The 14,062-nt window shown below is 69.6% G+C and carries 12 protein-coding genes and 1 pseudogene; 7 read left to right on the top strand and 6 right to left on the bottom strand.

The genetic code is table 11. The annotated features are described in order from the left end of the window. The first annotated feature begins 169 nt into the window (after nt 1-169). From B5D80_RS08735 to B5D80_RS08715, 5 genes are read left to right on the top strand one after another with little or no spacing between them, the layout of a single operon-like run. A complete protein-coding gene (locus B5D80_RS08735; RefSeq protein WP_158224148.1) occupies nt 170-1,627 on the top strand; it encodes an ABC transporter substrate-binding protein in 1,458 nt (485 codons plus the stop codon). Then, entirely contained in the window at nt 1,624-2,580 is a 957-nt protein-coding gene (locus B5D80_RS08730; protein ID WP_088643299.1) for an ABC transporter permease, read from the top strand. Before B5D80_RS08735 ends, B5D80_RS08730 begins: the two co-directional genes overlap by 4 nt. A 32-nt stretch (nt 2,581-2,612) precedes the next feature. Continuing rightward, nucleotides 2,613-4,415, top strand: a complete 1,803-nt coding sequence (locus B5D80_RS08725) for a dipeptide/oligopeptide/nickel ABC transporter permease/ATP-binding protein (protein WP_158224147.1) — start codon at nt 2,613-2,615, stop codon at nt 4,413-4,415. Then, the gene (locus B5D80_RS08720) at nt 4,408-5,355 is read left to right on the top strand and encodes an oligopeptide/dipeptide ABC transporter ATP-binding protein (protein ID WP_088643297.1); all 948 of its coding nucleotides are present in this window, start codon (nt 4,408-4,410) and stop codon (nt 5,353-5,355) included. Before B5D80_RS08725 ends, B5D80_RS08720 begins: the two co-directional genes overlap by 8 nt. Then, nucleotides 5,352-6,137, top strand: coding sequence for a class I SAM-dependent methyltransferase (locus B5D80_RS08715; RefSeq protein WP_088643296.1), 786 nt, complete (start codon nt 5,352-5,354; stop codon nt 6,135-6,137). Before B5D80_RS08720 ends, B5D80_RS08715 begins: the two co-directional genes overlap by 4 nt. Nucleotides 6,138-6,147: 10 nt before the next feature. On the opposite strand, the gene B5D80_RS08710 is transcribed toward B5D80_RS08715, so the two are convergent. The 4 genes from B5D80_RS08710 to B5D80_RS08695 are packed head-to-tail and all read right to left on the bottom strand — an operon-like array spanning nt 6,148 to nt 10,263. After that, nucleotides 6,148-7,305 (bottom strand): acyl-CoA dehydrogenase family protein, encoded by a 1,158-nt coding sequence (locus B5D80_RS08710; RefSeq protein WP_088643295.1) that lies wholly within the window; start codon nt 7,303-7,305, stop codon nt 6,148-6,150. Continuing rightward, nucleotides 7,302-8,489, bottom strand: a complete 1,188-nt coding sequence (locus tag B5D80_RS08705) for an MFS transporter (RefSeq protein WP_088643294.1) — start codon at nt 8,487-8,489, stop codon at nt 7,302-7,304. Before B5D80_RS08705 ends, B5D80_RS08710 begins: the two co-directional genes overlap by 4 nt. Then, nucleotides 8,486-9,229 carry a class I SAM-dependent methyltransferase gene (locus B5D80_RS08700; RefSeq protein ID WP_088643293.1) on the bottom strand — a complete coding sequence of 248 codons (744 nt, stop codon included), beginning with the start codon at nt 9,227-9,229 and terminating at the stop codon, nt 8,486-8,488. The genes B5D80_RS08705 and B5D80_RS08700 overlap by 4 nt, the downstream gene beginning before the upstream one ends. After that, the gene (locus tag B5D80_RS08695) at nt 9,226-10,263 is read right to left on the bottom strand and encodes an enolase C-terminal domain-like protein (protein WP_088643292.1); all 1,038 of its coding nucleotides are present in this window, start codon (nt 10,261-10,263) and stop codon (nt 9,226-9,228) included. The genes B5D80_RS08700 and B5D80_RS08695 overlap by 4 nt, the downstream gene beginning before the upstream one ends. 100 nt (nt 10,264-10,363) lie before the next feature. On the opposite strand from B5D80_RS08695, the gene B5D80_RS08690 reads away from it, so the two are divergent. Further along, nucleotides 10,364-11,101 (top strand): class I SAM-dependent methyltransferase, encoded by a 738-nt coding sequence (locus tag B5D80_RS08690; protein ID WP_088643291.1) that lies wholly within the window; start codon nt 10,364-10,366, stop codon nt 11,099-11,101. On the opposite strand, the gene B5D80_RS08685 is transcribed toward B5D80_RS08690, so the two are convergent. Further along, complete coding sequence (locus tag B5D80_RS08685) at nt 11,098-12,321, bottom strand: ATP-grasp domain-containing protein (RefSeq protein WP_088643290.1); 1,224 nt, start codon at nt 12,319-12,321, stop codon at nt 11,098-11,100. The two genes, B5D80_RS08690 and B5D80_RS08685, sit on opposite strands and share 4 nt — an antisense overlap. 171 nt (nt 12,322-12,492) lie before the next feature. On the opposite strand from B5D80_RS08685, the gene B5D80_RS08680 reads away from it, so the two are divergent. Next, nucleotides 12,493-13,533: a pyridoxal-phosphate dependent enzyme gene (locus tag B5D80_RS08680; protein WP_088643289.1), complete on the top strand. Its 1,041-nt coding sequence runs from the start codon at nt 12,493-12,495 to the stop codon at nt 13,531-13,533. Between the two features lie 301 nt (nt 13,534-13,834). Here the strand turns inward: B5D80_RS08680 and B5D80_RS08675 are convergent. Continuing rightward, nucleotides 13,835-14,062: pseudogene (locus tag B5D80_RS08675) on the bottom strand (hypothetical protein); the annotation flags it as partial.

The raw sequence follows: 14,062 nt of genomic DNA, 5'->3' as shown, positions 1-14,062 counted from the left end.
ATTGATGCGTGTCGCTTGCTATTCGGACGAAGGTTCCTCGCTGCTACGGGCCTGCCGACCAGCCCGGGCGCTGGCCACACTGGCGGTGCTGGCTGCTCTGGTGGCAGGTTGCACGGCCAGCGGATCCGGGGACGTCGATCGAACCGCCGCGACCGGCGGCACGCTGCGCGTGGCGAACGCGAACGAGTACGGCGACCAGGACCCGCACGACTACAACGGGGACTGGTTCATCGCGCCGATGGTCTTCGAGACGCTGGTGAAGTACGGACAGGGTGGTCGCCTGGAGCCGGGCCTGGCCACGTCGTGGCAGGTCGCGGCGGACGGACTCACGATCGACTTCGAGCTGCGGACCGGTGTGAAGTTTCACGACGACACGCCGTTCGACGAACAGGCGGCGAAGTGGAACCTCGATCGCTGGGTGGGCAAGGAGTCGCATTCCTGGCTGGCCGCCTCGAAGATCATCAAGGCCGTGGAGGTGCCTGGGCCGATGAAGCTGCGGCTGCGCCTCGAACGCGCCTACGACCCGCTGCTGCAGGAACTGACCTTCACCCGGCCCCCCGGCTTCATGAGCCCCAAGGCCGTCGACGCTTCCGGGAAGTTCACCAAGGCCATCGGCACCGGGCCATGGCGGCTGGAACAGATCACGACGACGGCCGCGAGCCTGGTCCGCAACGACGGCTATTGGGGCGCCAAACCGAAGATCGACCGGGTTGAGTTCAGCGTCAGAAAGGACTCGCAGACCCGGGTCTCCGCGCTGCGCGCGGGCGAGGTGGACATGCTCGGCGGTAGTTACCTTGCGCCGATCTCGCCGACCGAGGCGGTCACCCTCGGCAAGGACGAGCGGGTCACGGTGCTGCACGGTGATCCGGACATCACCGTCATGCTCGGCTTCAACCTCAACGGCATCGCGGGCGACAAGGCGATCCGCGAGGCGGTGCGGTACGCCCTGGACCGGGAGACCCTGACCAAGGTGCTCTACGCCGGACAGGCCAAGGCTGCGACCACGCTGTTCGCGCCGGGAATCCCGGACGCAGGGGCGCCGCAGAGCCTGCCCTTCGATCCCGACCAGGCCCGCCGGATTCTCGATGCGGCCGGGTGGCGCCAGGAGGGCAAGGGCCGGGTCAAGGATGGCAAGCAGCTGGTCCTGTCGCTGCGGATCCCGTCGACGGCCGCCGTCGGCTGGCAGGACTCGCGGCTCAGCGCTCAGGCCGTCGCCTCGGCACTGGGCGAGGTCGGGATCACGGTGAACATCGTCGCGGTCGACGAGGCCACGTTCTACGACGACCTGCACGCCGGCAAGTACGACCTCGCCTTCATGGAGACCTACGGCGCCCCTTACGACCCGTCGGGGTTCGTGGTCGGCTTCCTGACCGGCGACCGTAAGGATCCCGGACTGTGGAAGACCGACGAGGTCGAACGGCTCATCGACGGAGCGTTGTACGCCCGGGACGCCGCCACCCGCGCCAAGAACTACCAGGACGCCTGGGCCGTGCTGAACCGGGAGGCCGCCTTCGTGCCGATCGCGTACCGGCCACGGGTGTGGGCCGTCGGTCCGGCGGTCAAGGGCTTCCAGGTGCCGCACACGGAGTACGACTTCGACCTGTCCACGGTGACGCTGCAACGATGAACGGTCTGCTCGTGCGTTGGACTCGGCGGTCGGCCCGGCTGGCCGCCGAGTTGGCGCTGGTTCTCGGAATCACGTCGCTGCTGGCGTTCGGGCTCATCGCGCTGGCTCCCGGTGACGCCGCCACCCGGCTCGCGCAGCAGCGGGCCGGGCACCCCGGCGTCACCGAGGACCAGGTCGCCTCGGCCCGGCGTGAGCTGGGAATGGAGGGCAGCATCCCCGAACGTTACGTCCGTTGGCTCGGCCACGCCGTGCAGGGTGATCTGGGGAAGTCCGCGCGCACCGGCCGGCCGGTACTGACCGAGTTGGCGGAACGAGTCCCGGTCACGCTGTCGCTGGCCGGGCTGGCGGCGGTTGTGGCGTTGCCGCTAGGCATGCTGGTGGGTGCGCTGGCCGTCATGCTGCCGTGGCGTCCGGCTCGACGCGGCCTGCGGCTGACGGGCCTGCTCGCCGTCTCGTTGCCCACCTTCTGGGTCAGCTATCTACTGGTCGTCGTGCTCACCGAGCAACTGGGTCTTCTACCCACCTCCGCCGACGGCGGTCTCGCCGGATACGTGATGCCGGTGGTCGTCCTCGCCCTACCGGCTGTCGGTCTACTCAGCCGTGTGGTCGCTGTGTCACTGCGCGAAGCACTCGCCCAACCGTATGTACGCGCCGCGCAGGCGCGGGGCACGCCGACGGTGTCGATCGTCGTGCGCGACGCGCTGCCCAACGTCGCCGGCGCCGTCCTCAACACGATCGGCCTGATCGTCGGCGGCATGCTCACCGGAGCGCTGGTGGTGGAGACCGTCTTCGCCCACAACGGTATCGGTGACTACTTCGTCCAGGCCGTGAACTTCCGCGACCTGATGGCGATCCAGGCGTGCGTGCTGTGCTTCGCGCTGGCCTTCACCGCGACCAACCGGCTGGCCGACCGGCTACACGGCCGGATCGACCCGCGGGTGAGCAGCGGATGACGGCGTCGGGGGCGGGCCGCCGGCGTCGTACGGTGATCTGCGCACTGCCGTTGCTGGGTTTCGTCATGGCCGGGGCCCTGGCACCGGTCATCGCTCCGTACGACCCGATCGCCAACGATCTGATGGCCAGCCTGGCGCGGCCGTCGATGGAGCATCTGCTGGGCACCGACCAACTGGGCCGGGACCAGTTGTCCCGCCTGCTGTACGGTGCGCAGGCCTCACTGATACTGGCCGCGGCGGTGCTCGCGGTGTCCGTCACTGTCGGGGTGGTGATCGGTGCCGCCGGAGGCTTCCTCGGCGGCTGGCCGGATCGCGTGGCGTTGTGGTTGATGGACGTGACGCTGACGCTGCCCTCACTGATCGTCGCGCTGGCCATCCTGGGCGTGCGCGGTCACGGCAGCGCCAACCTCGTTCTGGCCCTGTCCCTGACCGGTTGGCCGCCATTTGCCCGGTTGGCGCGCGGGCGGTTCGTCAGTCTCCGCCGCAGCGCCTACTTCGACGCGCTGCAGGTGCTCGGCGCCTCCCGGTTCCGGATCCTCTTTCAACATGCATTGCCCGCCCTGGCAGCACCAGTGCTCGTCTACGCGAGCATCGAGATCGGTTTCATCGTGCTGTCGCTGGCGTTCCTCAGCTTTCTCGGTCTCGGCATCCCGCCGCCCGAACCGGAGTGGGGGCAGATGCTCATCGACGCCCGCCCGTATCTGGACTCCGCCCTGTGGCTGGCGCTGCCACCCGGCCTGGCCATCGCCGCCGTCGTCCTCGCCAGCAACCTGCTGGCCGAGCAGTTCGCCACCGACAACCTGCCGCTGGTACGGCTCGGGATGCCGCGGCGGCGCGCCCGGATGAACGGCTCGACCGCCGGCCCGTACCGGGTCGAGGAACTCGCGGTCGCCTTTGCCGGACGGAAGGTGGTGGACGGTATCGACTACCGCGTAGCCCCTGGCAGAGCGTTGGCGATCGTCGGGGAGAGCGGGAGCGGCAAGACGTTGTCCACCCTCGCCCCGCTCGGGCTGATCGATGCCACCGCGCGGGTCAGCGGTCGCGCCGTCCTGGGCCAGGTCGACCTGCTCGGCGGCGGACCGGCGATCCAGGAGGCGGTGCGGGGGCGCCGGGTCGGTGTGGTGTTGCAGGACGCGCGGGGTGCGCTCAACCCGGTACGGACGGTGGGCGCGCTGCTCGACGACGCGGTGCGGCACGCTGGCGTCGTCCCGCGCGGCCGTGAGCGCGCCCGATCGCTCGAGCTGTTGAAGATGGTCGGTCTCCCGGAACCGGAGTCGCAGGTCTCCGCCTACCCGCACACGCTGTCCGGTGGAATGTGCCAGCGGGTGATGATCGCCCTGGCCCTGGCCGGAGAGCCGGAGATCCTGATCGCCGACGAACCAACCTCGGCGTTGGACGTCACCACCCAGGCCCAGATCCATGCTCTGCTGGCGGATCTGCGCGAATCCATCGGGATGGGGCTGATCCTCATCAGCCACGACATCGCGGCGGCGGCCAGGATCGCCGACGACATCGCGGTCTGCTACGCCGGCCGCATCGTCGAGGTCGGGCCGGCAGCCGACGTCGTGAGCCGGCCCGACCATCCGTACACACGCGGCCTGCTCGACGCGGTGCCGTCACCCAAGGCGGTGCCCGGAACCCGGTTCCGGACCCTTCCGCCCGCGGAGCCGGCCCGACGCAAGGTGAGTGCCTGCGCATTCGCACCGCGCTGCGCACATGCCACGAAGCGATGTCACGTCGAGGAACCGCCGCTGCAACCGGTGACGCCAGGGCACACCTCTGCCTGCTGGGTGCGTCCGACGGTGGCGCGGCCGATCGGGTACGACGGTGCTTGAGCTGACCGCAGTACGAGTGGCGTTCCCGATCGCCGGCAGGCTCGTGCCGGTGGTCCGCGACGTCGACCTGAGTGTCCGCCCCGGCGAACTGCTGGCGCTCGTGGGTGAGTCCGGTTGCGGCAAGTCGACAATCGCCCGGACCGTGGTGCGGCTCGAACGCCCGATCGCCGGCACGGTGTCTCTGGACGGCGCGGATGTCCACGCGCTGCGCGGTGACGCCCTCCGGGCGTACCGGCGGGCGGTACAGATGGTCTTTCAAGATCCGTTCCAATCGCTGAGTCCGCGGCAGACGGTCGCCCGTGCGCTCGCCGAACCACTGCACATCCACCGCATCGGCTCTCGGGCGGCACGCCGCCAGCGGGTGGCGGAACTACTCGAGCTGGTCGAGCTGGACCCGGGCCTCGCCGGGCGGCGGCCGCGTGAGCTCAGTGGAGGGCAGCGCCAACGCGTCGCGATCGCGCGCGCTCTCGCGGTACGGCCCCGGCTGCTGATCTGCGACGAACCGGTCACGGCCCTCGACGCGCCCGTGCAGGCCACCGTCCTCAACCTGATCCGGGATCTGGTGGACAGGCTCGGCCTCGGCTGCCTGTTCATCGCGCATGACCTAGCCGTGGTGCGCCAACTCGCCGACCGGGTGGCCGTCATGTACCGGGGCCGAATCGTCGAGAGCGCACCCACGCTGCGCCTGATGGATGCCGCTCGGCACCCGTACACGCAGGCGTTGCTTGCGGCCGTCCCACGCCTCGACGCGGACCCTTCGCCGGCTCCTACGCTGCGCGGGGAGATGCCCGGCCCGCTCGCCAGCATCGACGGGTGTGCCTTCAACCCGCGTTGCCCGCAGGCGTTCGACCGGTGCGAAGCCGAACGCCCGCAAATGATCGTCGGGCCCCGCCCCGACGAGTCCGTCGCCTGTCACCGACAGAATCAGGAGCAAGCATGATCGACCAGACGATCGCGCAGGCCTCGTTCGCCGAGCTGCTGCGCCGCTGGGATGTCCAGCAGGACATCTACATCGAGCAACGCGAGCGGGTGTTCACCGTGATGTTCGACGTCCTGGAGCAGCTCTGCCCGCAGCCCGGCCTGACGGTGCTCGATCTCGCCTGCGGTCCCGGCGCCATCAGCGAACGCTTTCTCCGCCGCTTTCCCGAGGGCCGCGCGGTGGCGCTTGACACCGATCCGGTGCTGCTCGCCATCGGCGAGGGCGGGCTCGGCGACCAGGGCGGGCGGCTGCGTTGGGTCCGGGCTGACCTCCGTGATCCATCGTGGGCGGAGCGGCTCGGCCCTGAATTCGGTGAGGGCTCGTTCGATGCCGTCCTGTCCAGCACGGCGCTGCACTGGCTCACGCCGCCCGCGCTGACGGCGGTCTACCGTACCGCGGCCGGGTTGCTCCGCCCGGGTGGCGTCCTGGTCAACGCCGACTACCTACCACTACCTGCGGGCAGCCGCCTCCGGGCCGCCTGTGAGGCCATCGACCGGGGGCGCCAGCAGCATGCGATCGAGGCCGGCGCGGAGCCGTGGGAGGACTGGTGGGCGGCCGTCGAAGCACACCCGGCGCTGGCCGACGCCGTCGCCGAACGGCAGACGCTGTGGCCAGCAGGGGCCCGTGACTGGACGGGTGCCACGCTCGACTATCACCAGGCAGCTCTCGTGGAGGCCGGGCTGACCGAGGTCGGCGTGGTTTGGCAGGATCTCGAAGAGCGGGTCCTGGTCGCGATCCGCTGAGCAACGGATCTCAGCTGTACGCCGTGGTCGGTGGCGGGTTGCCGGTGAGCAGGTGCGTGCCGAGTTCCCGGGCCTTGTAGGCGACTGGATCGTGGACGGTGAGCGTTCGGGCGTCACGCCAGAAGCGGTCCAGTCCGGATGAGCGTGTCGTGGCGCGACCCCCGGTGAGTTCGAAGATCCGGCTCGTTGCCTCCACCGCGAGGCGGGTGGCTACGACCTTCGCGGCCGAGACCGTCAGCGCGGTCCGGCCACGTTCGGCCGGGGTCAGGTCCAGGCCCCGCCGGTCGGCCTTGGCGAGGGCGCGGGTCGCGTCGTCGGCCAGCAATCGCGCCGCGTGGAGGCTCGCGGCGAGTTCGCCGTATCCGGCGAGCACGTGTGGGTCGTCGACGGCCCTGGCCAGCCCGCTGGCTGGCCAGGGCCGGGACTGCTCCCGCGTGTAGCGGGCAGCCTCGTCCAGCGCTCCCTCGGTGATGCCGACGAGTATCTGGGTGAGCACTGTTTGGAAGGCGAGGGAGACGAGCGACAGTTGCTGCCATCTCGGGCTCGTCTCGTCCTCACCGGGCGGGAAGGTCCCCAGCACGTCGGCGGGGCCGGCCGTGACATCCCGCAGGACGATGCTGCCGCTGGCCGTCAGGCGCTGGCCCAGGTTGTCCCAGTCCGGTGGATGCGAGAGCCCGTCCGCGTCACCGGGTACCACTACCACGATGCGGGACTCCTGGTCGTCGCGAATCGCGCCGACCAGGATCCGGTCAGCGACCGCACATCCGGTGGCGAACGCGCCCCGGCCGGAGACCGTGAACGTGTCTGCGGTCGTGGTCGCCACGATGGTGTCGCGTGGGTTGCTGACGGACGCCACGAAGAGCCCTTCGGCTCTGACGTCTTGTCGCAGTCGGCGGGCCAGGTCGGCGTTGTCGTACAGGCGGGCGCGCCAGAGGTGTGTGTAGTGGTAGCCGAGGAGGTGTCCGATCGAGGCGTCGGACGCCGCGATGATGCGGGTGACGAGGTGCGTGGTCTCGAGGTCGTCGGGATCGGCCGCGAGTAGACCGCTGCCGCGTAGCAGTTGGATCTCGGCCCGCGGCGGTCGGTTGGCGCGCTCGCGCGCGACCACGTCTTCGTGCAGGCGCCCCGCGACGGCGCGGGCCGCGGCGACTGCGTCGGCCGGGGTCATCGGGGACCCACCGGTGCGGGAGCGGGGTGCCGGAGCCTTCGGTGCACCAGTACGACCAGGATCGGCAGCAGCACACACTGGGCGGCCACGGCCAGCCATAGCCCGGGCAGGTGTCCGGCGGTCTCGAACGCCTGGTAGACGACGCCGCCGACGACACCGCTGAGGAGCGCGCCGACGCCTTCGGCGAGCCGCTGGTGCCCGAAGACCACCGCCGCCGAGCGGGGGGTGCCGGCGAGCGCCTCGAGGACGTTCTTGAGAAAGAGTATCGAGTTGCCCACGCCGAGGGCGACGATGCCGGCGGCGATCGTGAGTTCGTGCCCGCCGGCGAACGCGGTCATGCCGATGGCCAGGCCACCGAACCCGATCGTCATCGCCTGGGTGTACCGCATCTGTTCGACCCGCCCTGCCAAGAGTGGTTGCAGCACGACCAGCAGCAGCGAATAGCCCATCATGGCCGATCCGTAGAACACCGTGGGCACCCTTCCTTCCGCATAGGACGCGAGATATTGGTAGAAGTAGAGGTGGAGGTAGATGGTCAGGGCAGTCACCGTGAACGGCAGGACCGCCAGCCCGCTCAGGGCACGGTGCAGCGGCTCGACGGCCCGGGTGTGGCCACGCGACTCCTGCGGCAGGAGCGCGTGCCCGACCGTCAGCGCGGCATGCAGGGCGGCCGCGGCGGCGAACATCACCCCCGGGTCGTTGATGAACAGCGCACCTACCACCGGACCGAGGGCGATCCCGGCGTTGCCGGTGGCGTAGCTCGCCGACACCAGCCGCGGCTGCTCGTCCGGGTCCGCGCCGTGCACCGTGTAGGCGCGGACCGCAGGCGAGTACAGCGCGGTGGCCGCCGACCGGATCATCAGCGCCAGGACTGTCACCGGCGGCCATACCTCGCCAGCGAGCAGTCCCAGCGAACCGAGCGTCTGCAGCGCCATCGCCAGCAGCAGCGAACGCCGCAGGCCGAGGTGCTCCGCCAGCACCGCGCCCGGCGCTCCGCCGGCGAACTGCACGAATGCCGTCAGCCCCAGGACGACGCCGACCTGATCCATGCTGAGGTCCATGCGCTGCCGCAGCAGGATCGCCAGGTACGGGTAGACGGAGAAGCCGATCAGGTTGACGAGCAGCCCGCTGCCGAGCAGGGCGATCCGCACCCCGGTGAACGAGCCGAGTGCGGCGGGTCTCACCCGCTTCCCTTGCTGCCCCGGATGATCAGGCGGGTCGCGTTGGCGTCGTAGGGGCCGCCGTCCAGATTGCCGAAGCACTCGATCTTCCCGAATCCTGCCTCCGCGAACATGTCGCGCAGTTCGGCGGCGCTGTAGACGTAGCAGGTGAGGGAGGTGTGCGCGGCTGTGTCGCCCCGCACCAGCGTCCAGTCGGTTCGGTAGCGGGTCCAGTCGTCCAGAATCGTGTCGCGCATCACCACCATGCCGCCGGGCACGTCGACGATCTTTGGTGGTCCGACCCACGACGCGTAGGTCTCCTTGCTCAGCAGATCGACGAGCAGCTGGCCTCCTGGAGCGAGGGACCGGTGGGCGTTGTGCAGCACCCGCATGTTGTCCTCGTGGTCGTCGAAGTAGCCGAAGGAGGTGTACATGTTCACCACGACGTCGTACGCCTCCGGCGCCCCGTACTCGCGAACGTCCGCTCGTACGAGAGACGCCGTCGCGCCGGCGTCGGCGCACGCGGCCGCCGCGCGTTCGAGCAACTCGGGGTGCAGGTCCACGCCGGTCACCTGGTAGCCACGGCGAGCCAGTGGCGCGGTGAAGAACCCCGTGCCGCAGCATTGGTCGAGCACGCGGCTTGCGGGAGCGAACGCGAGCAGGGGTGAGGTGGCGACCGCATCGGCGGCGGCCCGCGCACGCTCGGGGGTGAAGAGCACCTCCGAGAAGCCGGACCACAGGTTCATGTCCTCGTACCAGTTCACTGTCGACTCCGTTTCGGGCTGGCCGCGGGCGCCACCCCGAGCCCGGGTCCGTCGCCCAAGACGATCCACCCGCCCTCGAGTCCGAGCCCGCGGAAGGGTTGATCGCGGAGGTAGAGGTGGCCGTCGAGGTCGATGTGGTCGGCCAGCGGGGCGAGCAGCGCGGCCTGGCTGATGGCGAGTTCCGACTCGCACATGCAGCTGAGCAGCACCGTGAGCCCGGCCTGCCGGGCGGCTGCCATGACCCGTCGTGCGGCGCGGACGCCGCCCGCCTTGCACAGCTTGACGACGATGCCGTCGGAGTGTTTCCGGGCGGCGTGGACGCTGGCCACGTCGGTGCATCCTTCGTCCAGGACGATCGGGAGCCGGTCGGGAAGCTCTCGGTAGCGGACGTAGTCATCGATGCGGCTTCGTGGGAAGGGCTGCTCGACGAGGTGGACGCCAAGCGCGCGCAGACGTGGCGTGAGGGCGCGCGCGGTGCTGAGATCCCACGCCTCATTCGCGTCGATCCGGATCGGCAGCGGTGTCACCTGCCGGATGGCGTCGAGGACATCGATGTCGTCGGGGCCACCGACCTTCACCTTGAACGCACCCACCTGTGGTGCGTTGCGGACCGCAGTAGCGGCCTCGGCCGGACTCGCGATCCCGATCGTGTACACCGTCGGCCCGATCCGGCGGGGCGCGGCGAGGATCTGCCAGGTCGGCCGTCGGCCGACCTTGCCGATCCAGTCGTGCAGCGCGCCGTCCAAGGCCATCCGGGCGCCTGCCGGCGCGTCCCAGGCGTCGACACGTTCGAGCGCCGCCTGCGGGTCGGTCAGGTCGGGACCGAGCAGGGCAGAGCCGTCGGCCTCGATGGCCCGTGCGACATCGTCCGCGGTGACCCCGTCGTACTCGATCGGCGTGCCCTCACCGTAGGCAACGATGCCGGCATGGGTGACGGTGACCATGCAGGTGTCCACGGCGTCGATCTCACCGCGGGAACTCCGCACGGTCTCGGTCAGCCGCAGCGAAACACGCTCGACGGACAGGCTCAGCATGACATGCCTCTCTCCGATCGTTCGACGCGCCGGAACCGATCGGGAACCGGCAACGACATATACAAGGAGGTGGATCTGACCGGTGGCGAAGGGAACGGCGATGGAGTGGTTCGAGGACGAGTCGATGTGGACCGATTTCTCTGCGGTGTTCTTCGCGCCCGAACGTGCCGCGGAAGCCGAGACGAGAGTCGCCTCGTCGCCGCTGCTGCGGCTGTCGCCCGGCACCAGGGTGCTCGACCTGGGATGCGGGCCGGGCACGTACACGATCCCGCTGGCCCGCCGCGGTGCCCAGGTGGCCGGGGTGGACCTGAGCGCAGCGCTGCTCGATCGGGCCGCGACGGCGGCGGTCGAGGCCGGGGTCGACGTGCGGCTGCTGCGGGCGGACATGCGCCAGTTCGTCGAGGCCGGCCAGTACGACCTGGTGATCAGCATGTACACGTCGTTCGGCCTGTTCGACGACCACGACGAGAACATGCAGGTGCTGCGCAACGCGCTCACCAGCCTCACACCCGGCGGCCGGCTCCTCATCGACCTGTACGGCAAGGAGGTCGCGGCCCGAGACGGGGCCGCGCCGATCATTTCCGACGTCGATGGAGGCACGCTGATCGTGCGCGGCACCGTGCTGGATGACTGGACCCGTTTCCGGGACGACTTCTACCTCGTCCGCGGCGGCCGGTCCCGGCAGGCTTCCATCACGCATCACCTCTACAGTGCCGCCGAGCTCAAGCGGATGCTCACCGCAGCGGGCTTCACCGGCGTCGAGTGTTTCGGCGGATTCGATGCCGAGCCCTTCGACAACCACGCCCGACGGCTCATCGTGCGCGGCACCCGGCCCTAGCACGCGGGGCGGGTCTCGACACGCACGGCACCCGCCGCGGCCACGGCGCGGTGCGTGGCGATCTCCGCGGTCGGCCCCTCGGCCAACAGGATCCCCACGTAGCCGCGCCCGTCGTTGAGGTGCTCGATGGAGGCACCGACCGCCCTGGTCGGGTACCACTCGGGTCGACCGGGATAGCGGGCGATGTCGTCGAGGCCGTGCACGGCGACGAGGTCGCCGGACCTGTCCGGATACGCCAGTACGAACGCCACAGCCGGTCCACCGCCCAACGGCATGTCGAGCAGCCGCGGGCGGCGGCCCAGCGCGAGGTCGATCATTCCCCCGTAGACATTCACATCCAGGGCCCGGCACATCGACTCGCCCACGAGCGCACCGCCGATCCGCGGATTCACCTCGATCAGGCGCGGCCCGTCGGCGGTCATGGCCAGCTCGACATGGGCGAACCGATCGGTGTAGCCGAGGACCGCCAGCACGTCACCGAGCCAATCCTCGATCGCCCGGAACTCGTCGGGCGGCAACGCCACCGGAAACGCGGTCACGTCCTCCCGGAACCAGGGCTGCGGCGACATAAGGCGGCTCGACATCCCCAGCATGCGAGTGCGACCGGCCCAGGTCACAGTCTCGGCGCTGTAGACCGGACCGGCGAGGAACGGCTCCGCGAACAACCGCCCGAACAGCGTCGCGCCCGCAGCCTGCCGCTGCAGGCGGGCGAAGTCGTCGGCGTCGCGGACGAGCCACACGTTCCGGCTGCTGGTACCGGCTGTGTCCTTGACAACGGCCGGCAGGCCGACGGCTGCCGCCAGTTCGTCGAGCGACAGTGAGGCCACGTCGTCCACGGCGAACGCCGGGAACGGGCTCAGCCTACTGCCGTGGAGCAGGTCCCGGACGCGTGACTTGTCGCGCGCCAGCCGGATGACCGCCGGGTCGATACCCGGTAGACCGAGTTCGACGGCGAGCTCGGCACCGGTCACGCCCCACGTGTCGGTAGAACTGATCAGACCCCGGAGGTCCTCGATCGCGCGCAGCGCCTGGGAGACCGCCTCACGATCGTTCGTGTCCACGGCAACGACCTGGATCGCCTCGGGCGGCAGCTTCGCGAGTTCATGCAGGTACAACTCCTCGACACCGGTCAGCAGCACGATCCGCTCGCCGGCAGCCCGGGCGGCACGTACGAGGTGGGCAAGCCCGAAGGAGAGCATCTCGAGGCAGGCAATCGTCACGGTGTATATGTCGTCCCGCCGGCCCGAAGAGTTCCCGACCTATTGCATCGACTACGGCGGAACTAATGCGGCCGCCGACCCGACTTACCATCCGACACAGACATGCGTCGACTTCAATGCGTTTGGAGTGTCTCCGCCATCCACCGGCTTCAACCCCAGGGACGACCGCCGATGTCACTGCCGAACCCGCCCGACGTGCCAACGACCGTCCACAGCCACATCACCGACGCGATCCGGGCTCCCAGCCTGATCAGACTGTCGGACAACGTCGTGCTGCTACGGTTCGAGACCCTGAAGATCTACGCCGCGCTCGGCGCCGTCCGGGCCCTGCTCGCCGACGGCACGATACGGCCCGGCGATACCCTCGTCGACAGCTCGAGCGGCATCTACGCATTGGCACTGGCGATGGTCTGCCACCGCTACGACCTGCGATGCCACATCATCGCCTCCACCACGGTCACACCTACCATCCGGGCCCAGCTGGAGATCCTCGGTGCCACCGTCGACCAGATGCCGGCCGAGCACGATCTGCGGCTCGACCAGAACCGGCGAGTCGAGCGGGTACGCCAGCTGCTGCGCGCCAATCCCGGCATGCATTGGATGCGCCAGTACCACGACCCGGTCCATTATCTTGGCTACGCCGAACTCGCCGACCTGGTGCGCGCCGCGCTGCCGGACACGCGTCTTGCCGTGGTGTCCAGCGTCGGCACCGGCGCGTCCAGCGGGGGGCTGGTCCAGCCGCTGCGAGCACACGACCCGGCGACCCCGCTCGTCGGCATCCAGCCGTTTGGCAGCGTGAGCTTCGGCAGCGAACGGTTCCAGGACCCCGAAGCCATCATCGCCGGCATCGGCAGCGCCATCCCGTTCGACAACGTCCGGCACAACCTCTATGACCAGATTCACTGGCTGACATTCCGATACGCCATGGCCGGCGCGATCGGCCTGATGCGCGACCACGCGGTCTTCGCAGGCCTGTCCACCGGCGCCGCCTACCTCGCGGCGGCCTGGACGGCACGACGGGACCCCGGTCGCACCCACCTCGTCGTGGGGGCAGACACCGGGCATCGCTATGTCGAACGGGTCTTCGCCCGCTACCGCGAGGCCCTGGACCCCGACACGCTCAAACCCATGGAGATCGACTCGCTCGACGGACTCGCGCCGCCCTGGTCGGTCATGCACTGGCGGCGCCACCCGAGAGCTCAAGATTCCTGAACCGCATGGCTGGAGCCAGGTGCCCACGGCAACGATGTCAACGCGCCCGGACGGATCGAGGGTTACCGGGAACTTCTGTGGTGTGGTGGCCCACCACACGGAACCGTCGCCTGCACCGTTCCCGGGGCGTGAGTTGGGAGGCTGGGGTGCCCTCGTGACCCCGCATCCGCAGGGAGCAGTCGCCGGTACGCCGTGCTGTACGTAGCGAAAGTGGACCCCCACCTGCGTGAGGACAGATGCCTTGCTCGCCAAAGGATGTCTCGAAGTTCGGTGAAGGTGTTGCCCGGCACCGGTGTTGGTGTCAGCCGGCGAGGATGATGTTGTGGAGGTGGGCGATGCCGGAAGCGGTGTCGGCAAATGTTCGGGCGGCTCGGCGGTAGTCCCGCAGGATCTTGAAGGTCTTCATGCGGGCCAGGGCGTGTTCGATCTGGGCACGGATGGTGCGGTGTTGCCTGTTTGGGCCTGCCCCGTTTTGACGGACATCCGAGATCAGGGGACCTGGGGTCTCCGGGAGGATGTCCATCATCAT

Origin of the sequence: Micromonospora wenchangensis, from assembly GCF_002210435.1 — a bacterium.
Lineage (GTDB): Bacteria > Actinomycetota > Actinomycetes > Mycobacteriales > Micromonosporaceae > Micromonospora > Micromonospora wenchangensis.
The sequence above is the reverse complement of the archived record's forward strand: the minus strand, read 5'-3'. Positions and strand labels throughout refer to the sequence as shown.

Excerpts from the sequence above, each read along its gene's own strand:
- B5D80_RS08730 (WP_088643299.1), top strand. The coding sequence starts at position 1,624 with ATGAACGGTCTGCTCGTGCGTTGGACTCGGCGGTCGGCCCGGCTGGCC.
- B5D80_RS08715 (WP_088643296.1), top strand. The coding sequence starts at position 5,352 with ATGATCGACCAGACGATCGCGCAGGCCTCGTTCGCCGAGCTGCTGCGC.
- B5D80_RS08710 (WP_088643295.1), bottom strand. The coding sequence starts at position 7,305 with ATGACCCCGGCCGACGCAGTCGCCGCGGCCCGCGCCGTCGCGGGGCGC.
- B5D80_RS08695 (WP_088643292.1), bottom strand. The coding sequence starts at position 10,263 with ATGCTGAGCCTGTCCGTCGAGCGTGTTTCGCTGCGGCTGACCGAGACC.
- B5D80_RS08690 (WP_088643291.1), top strand. The coding sequence starts at position 10,364 with ATGGAGTGGTTCGAGGACGAGTCGATGTGGACCGATTTCTCTGCGGTG.
- B5D80_RS08680 (WP_088643289.1), top strand. The coding sequence starts at position 12,493 with ATGTCACTGCCGAACCCGCCCGACGTGCCAACGACCGTCCACAGCCAC.